Source organism: Xanthobacter nonsaccharivorans (assembly GCF_043194755.2).
Lineage (GTDB): Bacteria > Pseudomonadota > Alphaproteobacteria > Rhizobiales > Xanthobacteraceae > Xanthobacter > Xanthobacter autotrophicus_G.
Window position 1 is genome coordinate 4,758,808 of record NZ_CM195526.1, and the last position, 20,171, is coordinate 4,778,978.

Genomic DNA, 20,171 nt, shown 5'->3' on the forward strand with positions numbered 1-20,171 from the left:
GTGGACATACGCGGAGCTGCCCATCGTGGATCGCCTCCGCAAACGCCGTGACTTCCTCGCCGCTGCCAAGGCCCTGCGTGCCGGCACGGCGCCCTTCCTGATGCAGGGCCGCGATCGCGGCGACGCGGACGGGATGCGCGTGGGTTTCACGGTCACCAAGAAGACCGGCAACGCGGTGGTGCGCAATCGCATCCGCCGTCGTTTGCGCGAGGTGGCCCGCAAGGTGCTGCCCGAGGCCGGCCGGCCCGGCTTCGATTACGTGCTGGTGGCGCGCGAGGCCGCGCTGCGGACGCCGTTCGAGACCCTGGTGCGCGACCTGGAGCGCGCCCTGCGCAAGCTCGACGCCCCGGCCCGGCCCAAATCCGATGCCAAGCGCGATCCGGGCGGCAAGCGCGATCCGGGACCCGGCCGCGGACGGCCCGAGCGGAACCGGACGCCGGACGGGCGCAAGGCCGCCGCGCAAGGCGCAGGCGGACCGGACAAGGGTCCGCGCCCGGCCCCCGCCGCCGCCCAGACACACGATCTGACAGACTCGACTTCTACCGATCCAAGCCGACGCCCGCCGACGGAGGCCCTCCGGCATGACTGAAAACCGCAACATGTTCATCGCCATCGGCCTGTCGCTGGCGATCCTGCTGGGCTGGCAGTATTTCTTCGGCATCCCGCAGGCGGAGAAGCAGCGGCAGGCGGCCGAGCAGCAGCGCATCGCCCAGCAGGCGACTCCGCAGGCCACGCCCGGAACGTCCGCTGCTCCCGGCGCGACCCCCGCGCCCGGCGGCGTGCCCCAGGCCGGCGGCACCGCGCCCGCCCGCGCCCTGACCCGCGAGGAAGCGCTCGCCCTGACCCCGCGTGTCGTCATCGACACCCAGCGCCTGAAGGGCTCCATCTCGCTGAAGGGCGGCCGGGTCGACGACCTTTCCCTCCTTGAATACCACGAGACGGTGGACCCCAAGAGCCCGAACATCGTGCTCCTGTCCCCCTCGGGCGCCCCCAATCCCTTCTATGCGGAATTCGGCTGGACCTCGGCCGCCGGCACCGGCGTGAAGGTGCCGGGCCCCGACACCGTCTGGACCGCCCCGGCCGGCGCCACGCTGACCGAGAAGACGCCCCTGACCCTCACCTGGGACAACGGCGGCGGCCTCGTGTTCCGGCGCACCTTCACCATCGACGACCATTACATGTTCGCGATGAAGGACGAGGTGGAGAACAAGGGCGGCGCCTCGGCCACCCTCTATCCCTATGCGCTGGTCTCCCGCCACGGCATCCCGCACGTGGCCGGCTTCTACATCCTGCACGAAGGCCTCATCGGCGTGCTCGGCGAGAACGGCCTCCAGGAGGTCACCTACGCCAAGCTGGAGAAGGACAAGCCCCACACCTTCTCCGCCACCGGCGGCTGGCTCGGCATCACCGACAAATACTGGGCGGCCACCGTCATCCCCGACCAGAGCGTGAAGGTGGACGCCAAGTTCTCCACCTCCAGCCTCGGCGGCGTGCAGACCTTCCAGGCCGATTATCTCGCCGCCCCCATGACCGTGGAACCGAGCGCGACGGTCACCTCCAAGAGCCAGCTCTTCGCCGGCGCCAAGGTGGTGCAGGTGGTCGACGGCTACCAGAAGACCTACGGCATCGACCGCTTCGACCTGCTCATCGACTGGGGCTGGTTCTACTTCATCACCAAGCCCCTGTTCCTCGCCATCGACTGGATCTACCGGCTGGTGGGCAACTTCGGCGTCGCCATCCTGATCGTGACGGTGGTGCTGAAGGGCATCTTCTTCCCGCTGGCCAACAAGTCCTACGCCTCCATGGCGAAGATGAAGGCGGTCCAGCCGGAGCTCACCTCCATCCGCGAGCGCTACGCCGACGACAAGGTGAAGCAGCAGCAGGCGATGATGGAGCTGTACAAGAAGGAGAAGATCAACCCGGTGGCGGGATGCCTGCCCATCCTGATCCAGATCCCGGTGTTCTTCGCCCTCTACAAGGTGCTGTTCGTGACCATCGAGATGCGGCACGCGCCCTTCTTCGGCTGGATCCGCGACCTGTCCGCGCCCGACCCGACCACCATCTTCAACCTGTTCGGCCTCATCCCGTGGGACCCGGGTTCCGTCCCGGTCATCGGCAGCTACCTGCTGCTGGGCGCCTGGCCCATCATCATGGGCATCACCATGTGGGTGCAGATGAAGCTCAATCCGGCCCCGCCGGACCCGACCCAGCAGATGATCTTCAACTGGATGCCCATCATCTTCACCTTCATGCTGGCGCACTTCGCCGCCGGCCTGGTGATCTACTGGGCGTGGAACAACACGCTTTCGGTGACCCAGCAGGCCGTCATCATGAAGCGCCACGGGGTGAAGATCGAATTGTGGGACAACATCCGTTCCGCCTTCCGCAAGAAGGCCTCGGCCAAGGGATAGGCCAAGGGACAGGCAAGGACGCACGGCAAGAGCCGGCGCCCCCCGCCCGACTGCGGGGCTCCCTTGCAGCTTTCCACATTCTCGAGACGCCGGCGCCACCAGCGCCGGCGTTTTCGTTCACGGCGGCGGTATGCCCAGGGGGCTCACCCGCCTGTGATCCCGGGGGCGCGTCTTCGACCATCCGCCGCCATGCTCCGAGCGTACCCCTCTGTCGTTCAGAACGGAGGGTCGCCATGTCCAGCTCCGCCAATCCCAGAACGTTCAGGCCCCGGTCCGCGAGGCCCGGCTCCGCCCTGACCGGCCTCGTGGCCGCCGCCCTGCTCCTCGGCACCGGCACCGCCGGCGCCGCGAGCTATCGCATCGACCCGGCACGGACGCAGATCGCCTTCGCCATCGGCGCCAAGGGCTACCCCGTGACGCGGGGCGAGTTCCGCCGCTTCACCGCGAAGCTCGCCGTCGACGCCGCCGCCCCGTCGCGCAGCCATGTCGCCTTCGATGTGGCCGCAGCCTCCATCGATACGCACTCGCCGCTGCTCAACGATTATGTCCGCGCGCCCGGGTTCCTCGACACGGCACACCATCCGGGCATTGCCTTCCGTTCCACCTCGGTGCGCAAGGTGGATGAGCACACGGTGGAGCTCACGGGCAACCTGACCCTGCTCGGCGTCACCCGGCCCCAGTCCTTCCGCGTGACCGTGACTCCCGCCGACGCCGCCGGCTACAGGCTGGTCGCGGAAGGCGACATCCGCCGCTCCGACTTCGGCATGACCGGCGGGTCGCCCATGGTGGCGGACATCGTGACCATCACCGTTTCCACCGTCGCGGTGGGCGAGTGATGCGCACGCCGGAGGCCATGCCGCCGGCCTGCTGGAGCCTGCCGCTGCGCCTGCTGCACTGGGGCGTGGCGGCGCTCGTGCTCGGCCTGCTGGCGCTGGGCTTCGTGATGACCAACGCGCAGTTCGACCTGCCCACGAGCTTCACCCTCTACCAGTGGCACAAATGGATCGGCCTTCTGGTGCTGGCCCTGTGGCTGCCACGCCTTGCAGCGCGCGCCATGTCCGGCCGCCCGCCGGAAACGGCGGGGTGGGAGGGGCGTGTGGCCCGCCTCGTCCATGCAACCTTCTACATGCTGCTGCTCGCCATGCCGCTCACCGGCTGGCTGGCGACGTCCGCCTCACCGCTGCACCTGCCGCTCATGGTGCCCCTGCCCTTTCTCGGCCTCGTCCCCATGCCCGAGCTGATCCGTCCCGATCCGGCGAGCTATGCGGTTCTGAGCGGGTTGCACGAGATCTTCGCCTTCGTGCTGACGGCGCTCGTCGTCCTGCACGTGGCCGGGACAATCAAGCACGTGGCGGTGGATCACGACGGCACGCTGCGGCGGATGATCGGCTGAGACACCCCGGAAACGAAAATGCCCCGGACCGGCCGGGGCATCTCGAAGGGTGCGATCCGCTCGCGGCCGGTCAGCCGCCGGCGACCGGCAGCGGGATGGGCGCCGGGCCAAGGGCGGTGCTGCGCGAGACGGAGGTGCGCTCCACCTCCCGGTCCGCATAGGGCAGCTCCAGCCGCTCCCACACGTCCGACAAAGCCGTCGCCAGATGGGCGATCAGCGCGTCGTCATGGAACGGCGTGGGAGTGATGCGCAGCCGCTCGGTGCCGCGGGGCACGGTGGGGTAGTTGATGGGCTGGATGTAGATGCCGTACTCGGCGAGCAGCAGGTCGCTCGCCATCTTGCAGGCCTTGGCGTCGCCCACCATCACCGGAACGATGTGGGTGGGGGTCTCCATCTGCGGCAGGCCGGCGGCGGCGAGCGCCGCCTTCACCTTGGCCACCTGGGCGCGCTGGCCCTCGCGCTCCGCCTGGGAGGTCTTGAGGTGGCGCACGGAGGCGGCGGCCGCCGCGGCGACGGCCGGCGGCAGGGCGGTGGTGAAGATGAAGCCGGGCGCGTAGGAGCGCACCGCGTCGATGATCAGGCGCTTGCCGGTGATGTAGCCGCCGACCACGCCGAAGGCCTTGCCCAGCGTGCCCTCGATCACGTCCACCCGGTGCATGACGCCGTCACGCTCGGCGACGCCGGCGCCGCGGTCGCCATACATGCCGACCGCGTGCACTTCGTCGAGATAGGTCATGGCGCCGTAGCGCTCGGCGAGGTCGCAGATGCCGGCGAGGGGGGCGATGTCGCCGTCCATGGAATAGACGCTCTCGAACACCACCAGCTTCGGCCGGTCGCCGGCCGCCTGCAGCAGCTCTTCCAGATGGTCGAGGTCGTTATGGCGGAAGATGGCCTTCTGCCGGCCGCCGTGGCGCACGCCCTCGATCATGGAATTGTGGTTGAGCTCGTCGGAGATCACCACGCAGTCCGGGATCAGCTTCACGATGGTGGAGATGCCGGTGGCGTTGGAGATGTAGCCCGAGGTGAAGACGAGGCCGGATTCCTTGCCGTGCAGGTCGGCGAGCTCGCGCTCCAGCGCCACGATCTCATGGCTGTTGCCGGAGATGTTGCGGGTGCCGCCGGCGCCGGCGCCGCGCGCCTTCGCCGCCTCGCACATGGCCTCCACCACCTTGGGGTGGCTGCCCATGCCGAGATAGTCGTTGGAGCACCACACCACGATGTCGCGCGGGCCGCCGGGGGAATGCCACACCGCCCGCGGGAACCGCGAGGCGTCGCGCTCGATCTCGGCGAAGGTGCGATAGCGGCGCTCCTTGCGCAGGGCGTCGATGGCGTCGGCGAAAAAGCTGTCGTAGTTCATTCCGGACCCTGCGGGGCGACAGGCGACCGAAAAGGAACGATCGCTCATTGTTCTCACCTTACGGGGGAACCTTGCTCCTTGTATTGATACCAATCAAGAGGTGAGGCGGACGCGCGGCGATCCGGCGCAACCTAGCGCTGCTGCAACAGAATTTCCGCATCGCAGCATGGCGCGCGACGCGGGGCCGCGGCCGCGCCCGGCCGCGCCGCCCGGACCATGGCGCGCGCCGCGCCGGCGCTATCGGGCGGGCTCCGCGACCAGCACCAGATCGATCAGCCGCGGCAGAAAGTGATCGAACACCGCCGCCACCGTGCGTGGGTCGGCGGCATCGGCGACGACGCTCCTGGAGGCGGACGGCCCGATCAGCAGCGCGTCGATGCTGGCGGCACGGGTGCCGTCCGACCACGCCACGTCCCGCCGGATGGACAGGATCCGCACCGCCTCCACGGTCCGCTCCTCGAGATCGTGCACCCCCGCCGTGAGGATCTGCCCCCGCGACCCGGCCGGCGCATCGCGGGCGAGGCGCATGTGATGGGCTTCAAAAGCCTCGCGGGCGAGGTCCGGACGATGGGGCTGCATTCCTGTAGCTTGTGCGCGCCCCCACCGGACATCCGGGGCTGGCGCAGGCAATAGGCGGCGACGCCCGATGGCGTCTCGGTGCGGCGCCAGCCTTCCATGGCCAGCACGGCCGCCATCGGCACGGCGGCCCGCCCCGGCGTGCCGAGGGCCAGCAGGACGGCGACGAAAGCACCGGCGCGCGCCACCCGCTTGCCCGGCATGCCCATGATTGCGGCCCGCTGCTCACTTCGGGCGCATGCGCGCCTTCACACATTTTGAGTACTGACTCCGATCCGCCCCAATTTCCATCAATTTGCCCCTTGCATAGGCGGGTCGAATCCCCTACATCCGCCTTCGCCCAAATTCGCACGTGCCTGTGGTCGCGTGTCGGTCGGTAGGACTCCGGACAAGAGGCCGGAAAGCTGCCAGGACGACCGATAGCCGGAGGGAACCGGCCCACCCCGCTCCTCATGCGGGGGACGTGACTTGAAGCAACGACGTAAGGGCTTTTTTGGTCTCGGTCGGCCCTCCAAAGGCCGGCGTTACTGAAGAGGCACTACATCTTGCCGGCCGTGCGGAGTGGGATTTCCCTCTCCAAGCGTGCGCAGTCGTCTTCCTCACCCGCGTGGCGTGTCGCCATGCCGGGCGGTTCGACTGCCGTTCGGTCCGATGATGCGGCCGGGATTGAGCCCGGCGAAGCGGGTACGGCCCGCAGACGTTCGGCGTGTCCACATCGCCGCGCGGCTGCCTGCGCGTGCCCCGGATGGCCCCAGGTGGGGTTGTCCGTCCTGTCGTCGCGCGGCCTGGTCCGCGCTTCACGAGGCTTCAGGTCACGGGGAGGACACCATGACCGATCGCATCCGCGAATTCCTGCGTACCCGACGAGAGGACGGCCCCTGCGTGGTGGTGGACCTCGACGTGGTCCGCGCCAATTACCAGGCGTTCGCCCGCGCGCTGCCGGACACCCGCGTGTTCTATGCGGTGAAGGCCAACCCCGATGGCGCCATCCTGAAGACGCTCGAGGCGATGGGCTCGTCCTTCGACTGCGCCTCCACCGGCGAGATCGAGATGGTGCTCGCCACCGGCGCGGGCGCCGAGCGCATTTCCTTCGGCAACACCATCAAGAAGGAGCGCGACATCGAGCGCGCCTTCAAGCTGGGCGTGCGCCTGTTCGCGGTCGACTCCTATGAAGAGGTGGAGAAGATCGCCCGCGTCGCCCCGCGCTCCAAGGTGTTCTGCCGCATCCTGTGCGACGGCGCCGGCGCCGAATGGCCGCTGTCGCGCAAGTTCGGCTGCGAGCCGGAGATGGCGACGGACGTGCTGGAGCACGCCTATCGCCTCGGCCTCAACGCCTATGGCGTGTCCTTCCACGTGGGCTCGCAGCAGAAGAACGTGAACGCCTGGGACGGGGCGCTCGCCTCCGCCGCGCGCATCTTCCGCAGCTGCGCCGAGCGGGGCATCTCCCTGTCGATGGTGAACCTCGGCGGCGGCTTCCCCACCCGCTATCTGCAGGACGTGCCGGCGGCCAAGGCCTATGGCGAGGCGATCTTCGACGCCTTGCGCAAGCATTTCGGCAACCAGATCCCCGAGACCATCATGGAGCCGGGCCGCGGCATGGTGGGCAACGCCGGCCTCATCGAGGCCGAGGTGGTGCTCATCTCGAAGAAGTCCGAGGCCGACGCCATGCGCTGGGTATACCTGGACATCGGCAAGTTCGGCGGCCTCGCCGAGACCATGGAGGAGGCGATCCGCTATCCGTTCCGCACCCCGCGGGACGGGGACGACACCGCCCCGTGCGTGCTGGCCGGACCGACCTGCGATTCGGCCGACGTGCTTTATGAGAAGACCCCGGTGGAGCTGCCCCTGTCGCTCTCCATCGGCGACAAGGTGATCATCGAGGCGTGCGGCGCCTACACCACCACCTATTCGGCGGTGGCGTTCAACGGCTTTCCGCCGCTGCGCTCCTACGTGATCTGAGGGCCGAAGAGGCCATTTCAGCGCCCGCGCGGCGCCCGAGCCCCCGCCCCCGATGCGCCGCATCCGGGGCCGGCGCGGCTGGGGCCCCGCACACGGTCCCCCGGCACCGGCCACGCGCCGTCCGGGGCATGGGGAGGGAGCCTGCTCCCTCGTCTTCCGCACCCGTCCCTTCAAGGGGTTCACCTGGCTGCATCGCGGCCGGGACGGGCTTCTTCACCTCTCCGTTTTGGCACAGGAGATGCCGATGACCGAGATCGTGCTGGAAACCGTGGAAGATGTGGCCTCCCGCGAGGCCCTGCTCGACCTGTGCCTGGGCGAGGAGCGCCGCGCCAAGGCCTCCGAGCGCCTGCGCGAGGGCCGCCTGCCGGCGGAGGGCCTCGCCTTCTGCGCCTACGGGCCGGACGGACGGCTCGCCGGGACCGTGCGCCTGTGGAACGTGACCGCCGGGCCGGGCAGGCCGGCGCTGTTGCTGGGCCCGCTGGCGGTGCACCCCTGGTTCCAGGCCCACGGGCTTGGCGGCGCCCTGATGCGCACCGCCCTCGCGGCGGCGCAGGAGAAGGGGCATGGGGCGGTGATCCTGGTGGGCGATGCGCCTTACTATGGCCGCTTCGGCTTCTCGGCGCAGAAGACCGGCGAATTGTGGATGCCCGGTCCCTACGACCGCCACCGCCTGCTGGCGCTGGAGCTCGCCGAAAGCGCCCTCGACGGTGCCCGCGGCCTCATCAGCCCCACCGGTGCGCGCATCGTGCAGCCCTCCCTCGCCGAGCTGGCCCATCAGGCGCTCGCTGGCGAGACGCGCCGCTCGGCCTGATCGCTTCCGTTCACGAAAGCGATCGTTCGCCGAAGCGGGCGCGCATCTCCCCTCTCCCCCGGCGCCGGCCCTGCCGCGCCGCGCGGGAGAGGGGAGAATGCCCGACACATCCGGCCGCCCACCGCTCCACGACGAAGACCGGCGCAGCGATGCAAGCCGAAGCAGCGGGGCATGCGCGCCCCGGCGACCGGCCTCGGCATGCATCGCCGCAGGAAGGGCTCAGAACAGCTTCAGGCCGGGAGGCAAGGCGAGGCCGCCGGTGAGGGCCTGCATCTTGTCCTGCATCACCCGCTCGGCCTTCGACCGGGCGTCGGCGAGGGCGGCGACGATGAGGTCCTCCAGGATCTCCACCTCCTCCGGCTTCACCAGCGAGGGGTCGATGCGCACGGCCTTGCACTCGCCCTTGGCGGTGACGCGGGCGGTGACGAGGCCGCCGCCGGCGGCGCCGTCCACCTCGATGGTCTCCAGCTCCGCCTGCATCTGCTGCATGCGCTCCTGGAGCTCCTTGGCCTGCTTCATCATGCCCATCAGGTCGCGCATGGCGCCCATCCTCCATGTTGCCGCGCCGCGCCACCGGGCGCCGCGCGAGGTGTTCCGCGCAGCCTCCGCGCGGGCGTGTTCCTGCGCGCGCGGCTCAGGCGCCGCGCGCTCCCGACGTGCGGAAAGAGACCGCGTTAGCCGGTCTGACCGCCATGCGGCCAGATCGGCGCGTGCCCTAGTATTCCAGCTCGTCGCCCTCGCCGGGGCCGGCCATGAGGTCTTCCTCGGAGGGGGCCAGCACCTCCTCGTGGATGGGGGCCTCCTCGCGGGTGCGCACGTCCACCACCTCGGCGCCGGGGAAGCGGGCCAGCACGGCGGCCACCAGCGGATGGGCCTTGATGCCCTCCTCCCGCTCCGCCTTCACCGCCGCCTGCTCCTCCGCCACCGTCGCCCCGCCGGCCTGGGCCGAGAGGGAGACCAGCCAGCGCCGGCCGGTCCAGTCCGAGAGCTTGCGCGACAGGTCCTGGATGACGCTCGACGGCGCGCCCGGCACCAGCGCCACCTCGATGCGGCCCTCCTCGAAATGCACCGGGCGCAGGTGGGTCTCCACCGCATGCTTCAACGACAAATCGCGCCGCGTCGAGGCGAGGGCCACCACGTCCTGCAGGCTGGCAAGGCGCGGCCCCGCCACCGGGGCCGGAGCCGTGCGCGTCTCCTGGCGCATTTCCGGCCGTGGCGCCACCGGACGGGGCGCCAGCGACGGGCGCGCGCCGCCGCCCCCGCCGCCCGAGGGCGTGGATGAAGGCGTGGACGAAGGCGCCGGCACATCGGGCACCGGCTGGTCCTTCAGGCGGCGCAGCGCCTCGTCCGGGGTGGGAAGGTCGGCGGCATAGGCGAGGCGCACCAGCGCCATCTCGGCAGCCTGGGCCGGCTTGGGAGCCTGCTGCACCTCGGAGATGCCCTTCATCAGCATCTGCCAGGCCCGGGCCAGCACACGCATGGAGAGGCCCTGCGCCATCTCGCTGCCGCGCACCCGCTCGGCCTCCACCAGGGCCGCATCCTCCGCTGCGTCGGGCACGATCTTGAGGCGGGTGACGAGGTGGGTGAACTCGGCGAGGTCGGTGAGGATCACCGCCGGGTCGGCGCCCGCGTCATACTGGTCGCGGAACTCGCCCAGCGCCCGTGCCACCTCGCCCTTCATCAGCGCTTCGAACAGATCGATCACCCGGCCGCGGTCGGCGAGGCCCAGGAGGCGCCGCACCTCCTCGCCCGTCACCTGCCCGCCGCCATGGGCGATGGCCTGGTCGAGCAGGGAAAGGCTGTCGCGCACCGAGCCTTCCGCCGCCCGCGCGACGATGGAGAGGGCCTCCGCCTCGATGGCGACGCCCTCCCTGGCGCAGATGCCGGAAAGGTGCGCGGCCAGCGTGCCCGCCTCCACCCGCCGCAGGTCGAACCGCTGGCAGCGGGACAGCACGGTGACGGGCACCTTGCGGATCTCGGTGGTGGCGAAGATGAACTTCACATGCTCCGGCGGCTCCTCCAGCGTCTTGAGCAGGCCGTTGAAGGCCGCCGTGGAGAGCATGTGCACTTCGTCGATGATGTAGACCTTGTAGCGCGCCATCACCGGGCGGTAGCGGGCGCTCTCGATGATCTCGCGGATGTCGTTGATGGAGGTGTTGGACGCCGCGTCCATCTCCATCACGTCCACATGGCGGGATTCGATGATGTCGCGGCAATGCTTGCCCATCACCGACAGATCGAGGCTCGGCCCGCCGGGCGCGCCGTCCGCCGGCTCGTAATTCAAGGCGCGGGCGAGGATGCGGGCGGTGGTGGTCTTGCCCACGCCGCGCACCCCGGTGAGGATGTAGGCCTGCGCGATGCGCCCCGAGGAGAAGGCGTTCCGGAGCGTGCGGACCATGGCCTCCTGGCCGATGAGGTCCGCGAAATTCTGCGGGCGGTACTTGCGCGCCAGCACCCGGTAGGCGGCGGGCGCCGGCTCCGCAGCGACAGGCGGCGCGACAGGAACCGCGGCCGGCACCGGCGGCGGACCGCCGAGGTCGAGCCCCGGCCCGTCGTCATCGGAGTGCGCGCGCGTGTCCTCGCTCATGAAGCTGCCTTGGGGTGAGGGGAAGATCCCTCCCCCATACATAGCACCGCCTGCGCGCGCGTCGAGGCGCGCCGCCGGGAAAACCCGCCGCGGCGGGGGACGCCTGTTGATGACGCCCCGGCGCGGCCGGGCTCGGCCGGTCCCCTGAGCGCGGCTCACGCGCGCCCCGATCACCTGGCCCGGATCACTTGGGCCAGATCACTTGGCCCGGATCACTTGGCCCGGGTCACTTGGCCTTGGGCTGCTCCGCCTTGGGGGCGTCGGCCTTGGGGGCATCGGCCTTGGGCGCCTCGGCCACGGGGGCGCGCACGCAGACGTAGCGGCGGAAGCCGTCGGCGACGGCCTGCTTGTGCTTGGCATCGAGGCGGGCCGGCACATTCTTCGCGACCGCGGCCTTGCAGGCCTCCTCGGTGGGATAGGTCGACTGCCGGTTCACGTCGGTTTCCGCATTGGTGAGGGATGTAAGGACGATGACGACGACGACCCACATGGGAGCCTCCCTTGAACGATGCGCCTGTCTCTATGCGCCGATCGGTACGGGATTGCGACGGGATGACGGCAATTTACGCCATCTCCCCCGGTCTTCGGCCGGCGCCGGGCGGCGTCGCTCTGGGGCGCATCACGCCCAAACCGTCATGGCCGGGCCCGCCCCTCCCCACCGCCCGGGCATGGGACCGGCGGCTGATCCCGGCCGCAGGGCGCGGATACCCCCGCACCTCGGCTCCCGCCAACGGGGGGACAAGCCCGGGCATGACGATCGATGGGGACGGTGCCGACACGTGTCCCGCGCCGCACCGGGCCGATGACGGCGCGGCGGGCGGAACGTGTTCTCGCAAGGCATGAGGTGGGAGGCTGGACGAAGACCCGAGACCGGGCTCGTTGGGGCTGCTTCCTTCCGGACCTGACCCGGTTGGCGAGTGGCTCGTCCACCGCCAACCTCCCGAGGGCTATATGGCAGGGGGAGGGGCGGGATGCAAGGGGGTGGGAGAGCCGCTATTTTGGCCCCTCAAGTAGCCGAAACCAATCCTTTACCGTCAACATCAAACGATCTACCTCGTCTTCGGCCAACAAGCCACAATGTGCGATCGGCCCTCTCAAATTATTGAGAGAATACATAATTCTTCCCATCGCTTTTTGATTGCTTAAAATTCCGCCAAACAGAGAATAATTCGATCTAATTATATCTCCGAGATGGCCAAAAGTTACATAATCGAGAGGATTTTCAGATCGAGGCGTAAATCCAGCCTCCTGTTCGCGTTGCAAATTCGCGCGATATTCGATTTTCGCACTCTCTGGTGCATATATGTCCCACCAATCCGGCCCACCACTATGTTCCGTTAGCGTATCATCGATTAACCTTCTTATTTCATTTTCAAGCATATAGAATAATTTGTAGTGGGCTGCCATCTCCATGGCATTATTACGTATATTTGTTGAAAATTGAGATAAAAGAGGCTCAATTTTTACAATATCTTTCGAATCGGCTCCGCTGCCTGTCTGAGGGACAAATTCGTCCACCTCCCGCTTTAGAGCCGCACATTTAAGAACAAAAAGCTCCAGAATATCTTCCGTATTCATTTCAGAAGATTCTCCTTTATACTCTTGAATATTGCATTCAGCACTCTAATATCAGATGTCTCTGGAAGAACTATGTTTATATTATACGCGAGACTGACGCGATCAAGACCAGGACCATTTGCCGGCCCACCCGAAGCAGCCACCGGCGCAAGCCCCCCCATCATCAGGCGAGGGGCCACTGCCATCGCCCTGGGAATTTTCCGCACCCGGCGTAACGAAGCTCTTCAGAGCATTAAATGTCGACTTAATCGCTTGAGTTACCGGCTCGTTTGACTTTAATCCAGTTATTTCAACTATAATATCCCTCAAATTACTATCATCAACCGTATGCGCATATTCACTTCTCTTGAATATTTCGGGAAACGCATTCTTGAGCGCCTGGAGCGCGGCCGCGCTCCTTCCACTTGAGGTCCGAAATTTCGCATAAAGATCCGTTGGAATCGCATCGCTTGTCAAAAAGCCCATTCTTTTCAGTATTGGTATCGTAGCTCGAGCCCCACCACCCGAAAGTTTAAGTATATTTTCCATAAAATCTGCATTAAATTTCTCAGGCCGCGATGCTCCAATAGACCTCTCCAGTGCTCGCTTCAGGGTACCATGAGCGGTCATATAAGGAAGGTTGCCCGGTATCTTGCGCGGTGTACTAGGAGAAGCTTTATCCTTTGGTGCGGCCCCCTTAGCGGGGTCAGCAGATGCATCAAGCGCCTTTTTTGCCTTCGCGGGCTTCACTTCTTCCGGCATCGAATTTTCCACAGTAGTGAGGAAAGCAATTAAATGCAGCTATCCCCCTCAATTACAAGATGCATCATCGCGAAAAGCACTCTCGTGGGCAGGTCGTATACGGAGCATGCACGCCTATAAAATTCGCCCCTCGTACTTCGAGGTACGAAGGCTAAGAGCCCCCGATAACCCCCTTTCCACCCCACCCCTCAAACCGCTCACCCCCCATCCACCCCTTCAACACCACTCCAACACCCAACCATTTGAAATATCACACACTCCCCCTCTGGCACATCCCTTGCTGAAATCGTTCCAATCCCCCGGCCTCGACGCCGGAGGGGAGGACAAGGTCAGCCAAGGGGGGACGCCTTTATGGCCCTCGAGACGTTCTATGAGGTCATGCGGCGGCAGGGCATCACCCGCCGTTCGTTCCTGAAATACTGCTCGCTCACGGCGGCGGCCCTCGGCCTCGGGCCGGAGTTCGCGCCGCAGATCGCCTATGCGATGGAGACCAAGCCGCGCACCCCGGTGCTGTGGCTGCATGGCTTAGAGTGCACCTGCTGCTCGGAAAGCTTCATCCGCTCGGCGCATCCGCTGGCCAAGGATGTCGTCCTCTCCATGATCTCGCTGGATTATGACGACACGCTGATGGCCTCCGCCGGCCACCAGGCGGAAGCGATCCTCGACGAGGTGATGACCAAGTACAAGGGCAACTACATCCTCGCGGTGGAAGGCAACCCGCCGCTGAACGAGGATGGCATGTATTGCATCATCGGCGGCAAGCCCTTCGTGGACCAGCTGAAGAAGGTGGCGAAGGACGCCAAGGCCATCATCTCCTGGGGCTCCTGCGCCTCCTACGGCTGCGTGCAGGCGGCCCGGCCCAACCCCACCCGCGCGACGCCGGTGCACGAGGTGATCTTCGACAAGCCCATCATCAAGGTGCCGGGCTGCCCGCCCATCGCCGAGGTGATGACCGGCGTCATCACCTACATGCTCACCTTCGACCAGCTCCCCGCCCTCGACCGGCAGGGCCGGCCGCTGATGTTCTATTCCCAGCGCATCCACGACAAGTGCTACCGGCGCCCGCACTTCGACGCCGGCCAGTATGTGGAGAGCTTCGACGACGAGGGCGCGCGCAAGGGCTATTGCCTCTACAAGGTGGGCTGCAAGGGCCCCACCACCTACAACGCCTGCTCCACCGTGCGCTGGAACGACGGCGTGTCCTTCCCCATCCAGGCCGGCCACGGCTGCATCGGCTGCTCGGAGGACGGCTTCTGGGACAAGGGCTCGTGGTACGCGCGCCTCGCCGACCTCAAGGGCTCGGGCTTCGGCATTGAATCCAACGCCGACAAGGTGGGCCTCGTCGCCGCCGGCGCGGTGGGCGCGGGCGTCGCGGTGCATGCCGCGGTGAGTGCGCTGAAGCGCGCCCAGCACAAGAACACGGACAACGGCGCGAAGACTGAGGGAGGCGAGAAGTGACCATCCAGACGCCGAACGGCTTTTCCCTCGACACCTCCGGCAAGCGCATCGTCGTCGATCCGGTCACCCGCATCGAAGGCCATATGCGCTGCGAGGTGAATGTGGATTCGAACAACATCATCCGCAACGCGGTCTCCACCGGCACCATGTGGCGCGGGCTGGAAGTCATCCTGAAGGGCCGCGACCCGCGCGACGCCTGGGCCTTCGTGGAGCGCATCTGCGGCGTGTGCACCGGCTGCCATGCGCTCACCTCCGTGCGCGCGGTGGAGGACGCCCTCCAGATCAAGATCCCCAACAACGCCTTCCTGATCCGCGAGATCATGGCCAAGGTGCTGCAGTGGCACGACCACGTGGTCCATTTCTACCACCTCCACGCGCTCGACTGGGTGAACCCGGTGAACGCGCTGAAGGCGGACCCCAAGGCGACCTCGGTGCTACAGCAGTCCATCTCGGCCCACGCCAAGTCCTCGCCGGGCTATTTCCGCGACGTGCAGAACCGGCTGAAGAAGTTCGTGGAGAGCGGCCAGCTCGGCATCTTCAAGAACGGCTATTGGGACAACCCGGCCTACCTGCTGCCGCCGGAAGCGGACCTCCTCGCGGTGACGCACTATCTGGAAGCGCTCGATTTCCAGAAGGAAATCGTGAAGGTGCACACCATCTTCGGCGGCAAGAATCCGCACCCCAACTATCTGGTGGGCGGCGTGCCCTGCGCCATCAACATGAACGGCGACATGGCCGCCGGCGCCCCGCTGAACATGGAGCGGCTGAACTTCGTCAAGCTGAAGCTCCAGGAAGCCTTCGAATTCTCGCAGAACGTCTATGTGCCGGACGTGATCGCCATCGCCTCCTTCTACAAGGGCTGGCTCTATGGCGGCGGCCTCTCCGGCCAGAACGTCATGGACTATGGCGACTATGAAGCCATCCAGGGCCAGAAGAAGACCGACCGCCTGCCCGGCGGCGTCATCCTCAACGGCAACTGGAACGAGGTGCACCCCATCGACCCGCGCGATCCCGCGCAGGTGCAGGAGTTCGTGGCCCACTCCTGGTACACCTACGGCGACGCGGACAAGGACAAGGGCCTGCACCCGTGGGACGGCATCACCGATCCCCATTACGAGCTCGGCCCCAACGCCAAGGGCACCCGCACCAACATCGAGGCGGTGGACGAGAACGCCAAGTATTCGTGGATCAAGGCGCCGCGCTGGAAGGGCAATGCGGTGGAGGTGGGCCCGCTCGCCCGCTACATCCTCGCCTATGCCCACGGCGTGGACTACGTGAAGGGGCAGGTGGACGAGGCCCTCGGCCAGTTCAACACGCTGGCGGGCACCCAGCTGACGCCCAAGCAGGCGCTGCCCTCCACCATCGGCCGCACGCTGGCCCGCGCGCTCGAGGCGCACTATTGCGCCAAGATGATGCTGGACGATTTCGACCACCTCATCGCCAACATCAAGGCCGGCGACACCTCCACCGCCAACATGGAGAAGTGGGACCCCGCCACCTGGCCGAAGGAGGCCAAGGGCGTCGGCACCGTGGCGGCGCCGCGCGGCGGCCTCGGCCACTGGATCAAGATCAAGGACGGGCGGATCGAGAACTACCAGTGCGTGGTGCCCACCACCTGGAACGGCGGGCCGCGCGACCCCAAGGGCAACATCGGCGCGTTCGAGGCCTCCCTCATGAATACGCCCATGCAGCGCCCCGAGGAGCCGGTGGAGATTCTCAGGACCCTCCACTCCTTCGACCCGTGCCTCGCCTGCTCCACCCACGTCATGTCCGACGACGGGGCGGAACTGGCGCGTGTCACCGTGCGCTGAGGAGGCGGGGCCATGACCGACACCTCTCTCGGGAATTCTCGCCTCTCCTCCGGCGCCGCGCCTCCCGCGGCCCCCGCCACCCCGGTCGCGCAGGCGATCAAGGATGGAAAGAAGCTGACCACCGTCTATGTCTACGAGGCGCCGGTGCGCCTGTGGCACTGGGTGAACGCCCTTTCCATCCTGGTGCTGTGCGTCACCGGCTATTTCATCGGCTCCCCCTTCCCGACCCTGTCGGGGGAGGCGAGCGCCCATTACCTCATGGGCACCATCCGCTTCACCCATTTCGCGGCGGGCTACATCCTCGCCGTGGGCTTCCTGGGGCGGATCATCTGGGCCTTCTTCGGCAACAAGTATTCGCGGGAACTGTTCACCTTCCCGTTCTGGCGGAAGAGCTTCTGGAAGGGCTTCTTCACCGAGATCCAGTGGTACGCCTTCCTGAAGCCCCGGCCGCTGAAGTTCGTCGGCCACAATCCCCTGGCGCAGGTGTTCCTGTTCTTCGTGATGGTGGTGGGCCTCGCCTTCATGATCGTCACCGGCTTCGCCCTCTATTCGGAAGGCGCCGGGCCGGGCTCGTGGCAGGATCGGCTGTTCGGATGGGTGCTGCCGCTGCTGGGCGGCTCCATGCAGGTGCACACGCTGCATCACCTCGGCATGTGGGTGATCATCGTGTTCGTGATCATCCACGTCTATTCGGTGATCCGCGAGGACATCATGTCCCGCCAGTCCATGGTCTCGGCCATCACCAACGGCTACCGCACCTTCCGGGACGACGATCCGGAGTGAGGCGAGATACATGCGAATGATGAAGGGGCGCGGCCGTGGCCGCGCCCTTTTCATTTCGGGGCACCCCAGTTGGCTACCGCGATGCAGCTACCGCAGAAGCGAGAAATTGCCGCAGCGCCCATTCGGGGAATGCATGGGGCAGCGGCTGTCGGCGCAGGGCAGGCCGCTGGAATTCGCTCCCACAATCCGGAAAATGAAAACCTGAATTCCATTTTCTGCCCTAAAGGATCATACTCCTTCCGCTCGCCACGCCTTCGCCATGTCCGGGGTATGCAGCCGCCGCAGTCCGAATCAACACGTTGGCCGACTTCGCAAGGGGCTGGCACGCTCTTTGAATTGGACAAGCTCAAAAGCAGACGGCGGCAGACCGTCGTGGGAGGCCGTGAGCGAGGAGGGATGCGTCGCATGGTCGACGAACGGATAGCTGCGCCCGATTCACCTGTATCCGATCCGCTGGCGGCCCCGCGCCTCCTGGTGCTGGGCATCGGCAACATCCTGTGGGCGGACGAGGGCTTCGGCGTCCGCGTGCTGGAGGCGCTGGACGCCTCGCACGCCTTCCCCGAGAGCGTCACCCTGCTCGACGGCGGCACCCAGGGTCTCTACCTCCTGCCCTATCTGGAGGAAGCCGACGGCGTCGTGATCCTCGATGCCGTGGACTTTGGCCTTCCCCCCGGCACCCTGCACATCCGCGCCGACGCCGAGGTGCCCGCCGTGCTCGCCGCCCGCAAGGTGAGCCTGCACCAGACCGGCTTCCAGGAAATCCTCGGCCTGCTCGCGTTGCGCGGGAAAACCCCCGCCCGCATCATTCTCGTGGGCGTGCAGCCGGAGATTCTCGACGACTACGGCGGCGGCCTCACCGCCACCATCGCGGCGCAGGTGGAGCCCGCCGCCCGCACGGTGCTGGAGATCCTCGCCCGCGAGTTCGGCATCGTCCCCGCGCCCCGCAGCGGCGAGGGCTCGCTGGTGACCGCTGCCGTGGCGCGCGATCCTTATGAATCCCAGCGTCCGAGCGCCGAGGAGGCCTGCCGCATCGGCGACCCCCGCGTGCTCGTCCAGACGGGGAGCTGAAGCCATGTGCCTCGGCCTTCCCATGCGCGTCGAGGAGGTGCACGGCACCTTCGCCCTGTGCAGCGCCGAGGGTCGCGTGGAGCGCGTGGACCTGGCGCTGGTGCCGGATGCGGCGCGCGGCGACCACGTGCTCGTGTTCCAGGGTGCCGCGCGGCGCCTGCTCGATGCGGACGAGGCCCGCCTGATCGCCGAGGCGCTCTCCGGCGTCGCCGCCATCATGGCCGGAGATGTGGACGAAAGCCGCATCGCCCGCGCCTTCGCCGACCTCGTGGACCGCGAGCCCACCCTTCCGCCCCACCTCGCCGCGGCCTACGCCGCCGGCCGAAAGGAAGCCTGATGCCCCCGGCTGACCCGACCCAGCAGACCCTGCACCCCCTCGTGCGCCGCCTCCTCACCGAGCGCGCCTATCCCTATCTGGAAGAGCCCGAGGACGCGGCGCGACTCGATGCGCACGACCATCTCCTGTTCCTGCCGGCCCATGGCAAGACGCATCTGGAAAGCCCGGACATCGCCGTGGTGCTGCCCGAGCTGGTCAAGGCACTGGGCGGGGAAGAGGCGCTCGGCGGCGCCGTCGCCGGCCCGAAGACCGAGGCCGCGCTGCGCGATGCCATGAGCCTCGCCCTGCCCGCCATCGTGGTGATGCGCGCCGGCGCGCCGGTGGGCGCCATCTCCCGCATGCGCGACTGGGACGAATATCTGGAACGCCTCGGGGCCCTGCTGAAGACCCCTTCCGCCACCACCCACTGAGCCTGCGTCAAAAGACAGAGCCAAGAGGCAGAGCCCCATGTCCTCCTCCCCCTTCGCCACACAGCCTCCCGTCGGCTTCGGCCCCGGCTCCCAGCCGGGCGCGGACGAGGAAGGCCTCGCCTACCTGCCGCTCCCCTCGGGCATGCGCACCTTCGAGGCGCATCTGCCGGAGGTGGAGGACAAGGATCGCCTCGCCCCGGCCCTCAAGGTGCTGGAGGAGGTGATCACCGCCCTCGAGGGCTGGGCGCCCGGGGCGAGCCACACCATTCCCCTCGGCCATCTGGACCGGGAAAACCTCGCCCTGGTGGACGAGGCCATGGGCGAGGGCGAGGTGGCCGTGAAGGTGGCCGGCCTCAGCGACGCGCGCCCCATGGAGATCCAGGAGGCGACGTTCGCCGGCGTGTGGCGCCTGCGCGGCGGCGCCGACCGCATCGAGGTGGCGGCCTTCCCGCGCGGCGCGCTGGTGCGGGCCTTCGGCGCCGCGGCGGGCATCGACCTCGCCGGGCTCGACGCCCCCATGCCCGGCATCTTCAATGCGCCGGCGCTGCTGGTGGAGATCGAGGACCGCGCCCGCACCCGGCAACCCGGCGATGCGCCCCATGTGATCAACCTGTCGCTCCTGCCCCACACGCCGGAAGACCTTGCGATGCTGGACGAGCGCCTCGGCCCGGGGGCGACCACCGTGCTCTCGCGCGGCTACGGCAACTGCCGCATCGACGCCACCGGCACCCGCGGCGTCTGGCGGGTGCGCTACTACAATTCGCAGGACATGCTCATCCTCGACACCATCGAGGTAAGCGACGTCCCCGAGGTGGCGTGCGCCGCCGCCGAGGATATCTCAGACTCCGCCGAGCGCCTCACCGAGGTGCTGGCGGCGATCCGCTAGGGCCC

Annotated in this window: 20 protein-coding genes and 1 other RNA gene; 13 read left to right on the forward strand and 8 right to left on the reverse strand. The window is 67.5% G+C overall.

Annotated elements, in window-relative coordinates:
• Positions 1 to 25: 25 nt before the first annotated feature.
• The 4 genes from rnpA (at position 26) to V5F59_RS21730 (ending at position 3,804) form a co-directional block, all read left to right on the forward strand.
• A complete protein-coding gene (gene rnpA, locus V5F59_RS21715; protein WP_393980877.1) occupies positions 26 to 589 on the forward strand; it encodes a ribonuclease P protein component in 564 nt (187 codons plus the stop codon).
• Positions 582 to 2,411 carry a membrane protein insertase YidC gene (yidC, locus tag V5F59_RS21720; protein ID WP_393980875.1) on the forward strand — a complete coding sequence of 610 codons (1,830 nt, stop codon included), beginning with the start codon at positions 582 to 584 and terminating at the stop codon, positions 2,409 to 2,411. The genes rnpA and yidC overlap by 8 nt, the downstream gene beginning before the upstream one ends.
• A 233-nt stretch (positions 2,412 to 2,644) precedes the next feature.
• Positions 2,645 to 3,247, forward strand: coding sequence for a YceI family protein (locus tag V5F59_RS21725; protein ID WP_393980873.1), 603 nt, complete (start codon positions 2,645 to 2,647; stop codon positions 3,245 to 3,247).
• A complete protein-coding gene (locus V5F59_RS21730; protein ID WP_393980871.1) occupies positions 3,247 to 3,804 on the forward strand; it encodes a cytochrome b in 558 nt (185 codons plus the stop codon). The genes V5F59_RS21725 and V5F59_RS21730 overlap by 1 nt, the downstream gene beginning before the upstream one ends.
• 70 nt (positions 3,805 to 3,874) lie before the next feature.
• Here V5F59_RS21730 and hemA read toward each other — a convergent pair whose 3' ends face one another.
• A complete protein-coding gene (hemA, locus tag V5F59_RS21735; protein WP_393980869.1) occupies positions 3,875 to 5,161 on the reverse strand; it encodes a 5-aminolevulinate synthase in 1,287 nt (428 codons plus the stop codon).
• 237 nt (positions 5,162 to 5,398) lie between these two features.
• The gene (locus V5F59_RS21740) at positions 5,399 to 5,740 is read right to left on the reverse strand and encodes a hypothetical protein (protein ID WP_393980867.1); all 342 of its coding nucleotides are present in this window, start codon (positions 5,738 to 5,740) and stop codon (positions 5,399 to 5,401) included.
• A gap of 825 nt (positions 5,741 to 6,565) precedes the next feature.
• On the opposite strand from V5F59_RS21740, the gene V5F59_RS21745 reads away from it, so the two are divergent.
• Both V5F59_RS21745 and V5F59_RS21750 read left to right on the forward strand, forming a co-directional pair.
• On the forward strand, positions 6,566 to 7,696 hold the full coding sequence (locus V5F59_RS21745; protein ID WP_393980865.1) for a type III PLP-dependent enzyme: 1,131 nt from the start codon (positions 6,566 to 6,568) through the stop codon (positions 7,694 to 7,696).
• 244 nt (positions 7,697 to 7,940) lie between these two features.
• Positions 7,941 to 8,507: a GNAT family N-acetyltransferase gene (locus tag V5F59_RS21750; RefSeq protein WP_393980863.1), complete on the forward strand. Its 567-nt coding sequence runs from the start codon at positions 7,941 to 7,943 to the stop codon at positions 8,505 to 8,507.
• A 219-nt stretch (positions 8,508 to 8,726) separates the two neighbouring features.
• Here V5F59_RS21750 and V5F59_RS21755 read toward each other — a convergent pair whose 3' ends face one another.
• The 6 genes from V5F59_RS21755 to V5F59_RS21780 form a co-directional block, all read right to left on the reverse strand.
• On the reverse strand, positions 8,727 to 9,047 hold the full coding sequence (locus V5F59_RS21755) for a YbaB/EbfC family nucleoid-associated protein (RefSeq protein ID WP_393980861.1): 321 nt from the start codon (positions 9,045 to 9,047) through the stop codon (positions 8,727 to 8,729).
• A 175-nt stretch (positions 9,048 to 9,222) separates the two neighbouring features.
• Positions 9,223 to 11,094, reverse strand: coding sequence for a DNA polymerase III subunit gamma/tau (locus tag V5F59_RS21760; RefSeq protein WP_393980859.1), 1,872 nt, complete (start codon positions 11,092 to 11,094; stop codon positions 9,223 to 9,225).
• 226 nt (positions 11,095 to 11,320) lie between these two features.
• Positions 11,321 to 11,584 (reverse strand): hypothetical protein, encoded by a 264-nt coding sequence (locus tag V5F59_RS21765; protein ID WP_393980857.1) that lies wholly within the window; start codon positions 11,582 to 11,584, stop codon positions 11,321 to 11,323.
• Between the two features lie 353 nt (positions 11,585 to 11,937).
• Positions 11,938 to 12,036, reverse strand: an RNA gene (ffs, locus tag V5F59_RS21770) — signal recognition particle sRNA small type.
• Positions 12,037 to 12,087: 51 nt separating this feature from the next.
• Positions 12,088 to 12,672 (reverse strand): Swt1 family HEPN domain-containing protein, encoded by a 585-nt coding sequence (locus V5F59_RS21775; protein ID WP_393980855.1) that lies wholly within the window; start codon positions 12,670 to 12,672, stop codon positions 12,088 to 12,090.
• 102 nt (positions 12,673 to 12,774) lie between these two features.
• Positions 12,775 to 13,413 carry a DUF5343 domain-containing protein gene (locus tag V5F59_RS21780; protein ID WP_393980853.1) on the reverse strand — a complete coding sequence of 213 codons (639 nt, stop codon included), beginning with the start codon at positions 13,411 to 13,413 and terminating at the stop codon, positions 12,775 to 12,777.
• A 351-nt stretch (positions 13,414 to 13,764) separates the two neighbouring features.
• Here V5F59_RS21780 and V5F59_RS21785 point away from each other — a divergent pair, with 351 nt between their 5' ends.
• The 7 genes from V5F59_RS21785 (at position 13,765) to V5F59_RS21815 (ending at position 20,166) form a co-directional block, all read left to right on the forward strand.
• Positions 13,765 to 14,871 (forward strand): hydrogenase small subunit, encoded by a 1,107-nt coding sequence (locus tag V5F59_RS21785; protein WP_393980851.1) that lies wholly within the window; start codon positions 13,765 to 13,767, stop codon positions 14,869 to 14,871.
• Entirely contained in the window at positions 14,868 to 16,682 is a 1,815-nt protein-coding gene (locus tag V5F59_RS21790) for a nickel-dependent hydrogenase large subunit (RefSeq protein WP_393980849.1), read from the forward strand. Before V5F59_RS21785 ends, V5F59_RS21790 begins: the two co-directional genes overlap by 4 nt.
• A gap of 12 nt (positions 16,683 to 16,694) precedes the next feature.
• Positions 16,695 to 17,465 carry a Ni/Fe-hydrogenase, b-type cytochrome subunit gene (gene cybH, locus V5F59_RS21795; protein WP_393980847.1) on the forward strand — a complete coding sequence of 257 codons (771 nt, stop codon included), beginning with the start codon at positions 16,695 to 16,697 and terminating at the stop codon, positions 17,463 to 17,465.
• A 405-nt stretch (positions 17,466 to 17,870) separates the two neighbouring features.
• Positions 17,871 to 18,533 carry a HyaD/HybD family hydrogenase maturation endopeptidase gene (locus V5F59_RS21800; protein ID WP_393980845.1) on the forward strand — a complete coding sequence of 221 codons (663 nt, stop codon included), beginning with the start codon at positions 17,871 to 17,873 and terminating at the stop codon, positions 18,531 to 18,533.
• A 4-nt stretch (positions 18,534 to 18,537) separates the two neighbouring features.
• Complete coding sequence (locus tag V5F59_RS21805) at positions 18,538 to 18,870, forward strand: HypC/HybG/HupF family hydrogenase formation chaperone (protein WP_393980843.1); 333 nt, start codon at positions 18,538 to 18,540, stop codon at positions 18,868 to 18,870.
• The gene (locus V5F59_RS21810; protein WP_393980841.1) at positions 18,870 to 19,280 is read left to right on the forward strand and encodes a thioredoxin domain-containing protein; all 411 of its coding nucleotides are present in this window, start codon (positions 18,870 to 18,872) and stop codon (positions 19,278 to 19,280) included. The genes V5F59_RS21805 and V5F59_RS21810 overlap by 1 nt, the downstream gene beginning before the upstream one ends.
• A gap of 37 nt (positions 19,281 to 19,317) precedes the next feature.
• Positions 19,318 to 20,166, forward strand: a complete 849-nt coding sequence (locus tag V5F59_RS21815) for a hydrogenase expression/formation protein (RefSeq protein ID WP_393980839.1) — start codon at positions 19,318 to 19,320, stop codon at positions 20,164 to 20,166.
• The last annotated feature ends 5 nt before the right edge of the window (positions 20,167 to 20,171 follow it).

Excerpts from the sequence above, each read along its gene's own strand:
- yidC (WP_393980875.1), top strand. The coding sequence starts at position 582 with ATGACTGAAAACCGCAACATGTTCATCGCCATCGGCCTGTCGCTGGCG.
- V5F59_RS21725 (WP_393980873.1), top strand. The coding sequence starts at position 2,645 with ATGTCCAGCTCCGCCAATCCCAGAACGTTCAGGCCCCGGTCCGCGAGG.
- V5F59_RS21730 (WP_393980871.1), top strand. The coding sequence starts at position 3,247 with ATGCGCACGCCGGAGGCCATGCCGCCGGCCTGCTGGAGCCTGCCGCTG.
- hemA (WP_393980869.1), bottom strand. The coding sequence starts at position 5,161 with ATGAACTACGACAGCTTTTTCGCCGACGCCATCGACGCCCTGCGCAAG.
- V5F59_RS21740 (WP_393980867.1), bottom strand. The coding sequence starts at position 5,740 with ATGCAGCCCCATCGTCCGGACCTCGCCCGCGAGGCTTTTGAAGCCCAT.
- V5F59_RS21745 (WP_393980865.1), top strand. The coding sequence starts at position 6,566 with ATGACCGATCGCATCCGCGAATTCCTGCGTACCCGACGAGAGGACGGC.
- V5F59_RS21750 (WP_393980863.1), top strand. The coding sequence starts at position 7,941 with ATGACCGAGATCGTGCTGGAAACCGTGGAAGATGTGGCCTCCCGCGAG.
- V5F59_RS21755 (WP_393980861.1), bottom strand. The coding sequence starts at position 9,047 with ATGCGCGACCTGATGGGCATGATGAAGCAGGCCAAGGAGCTCCAGGAG.
- V5F59_RS21760 (WP_393980859.1), bottom strand. The coding sequence starts at position 11,094 with ATGAGCGAGGACACGCGCGCGCACTCCGATGACGACGGGCCGGGGCTC.
- V5F59_RS21765 (WP_393980857.1), bottom strand. The coding sequence starts at position 11,584 with ATGTGGGTCGTCGTCGTCATCGTCCTTACATCCCTCACCAATGCGGAA.
- V5F59_RS21775 (WP_393980855.1), bottom strand. The coding sequence starts at position 12,672 with ATGAATACGGAAGATATTCTGGAGCTTTTTGTTCTTAAATGTGCGGCT.
- V5F59_RS21780 (WP_393980853.1), bottom strand. The coding sequence starts at position 13,413 with ATGCCGGAAGAAGTGAAGCCCGCGAAGGCAAAAAAGGCGCTTGATGCA.
- V5F59_RS21785 (WP_393980851.1), top strand. The coding sequence starts at position 13,765 with ATGGCCCTCGAGACGTTCTATGAGGTCATGCGGCGGCAGGGCATCACC.
- cybH (WP_393980847.1), top strand. The coding sequence starts at position 16,695 with ATGACCGACACCTCTCTCGGGAATTCTCGCCTCTCCTCCGGCGCCGCG.
- V5F59_RS21800 (WP_393980845.1), top strand. The coding sequence starts at position 17,871 with ATGGTCGACGAACGGATAGCTGCGCCCGATTCACCTGTATCCGATCCG.
- V5F59_RS21805 (WP_393980843.1), top strand. The coding sequence starts at position 18,538 with ATGTGCCTCGGCCTTCCCATGCGCGTCGAGGAGGTGCACGGCACCTTC.
- V5F59_RS21810 (WP_393980841.1), top strand. The coding sequence starts at position 18,870 with ATGCCCCCGGCTGACCCGACCCAGCAGACCCTGCACCCCCTCGTGCGC.
- V5F59_RS21815 (WP_393980839.1), top strand. The coding sequence starts at position 19,318 with ATGTCCTCCTCCCCCTTCGCCACACAGCCTCCCGTCGGCTTCGGCCCC.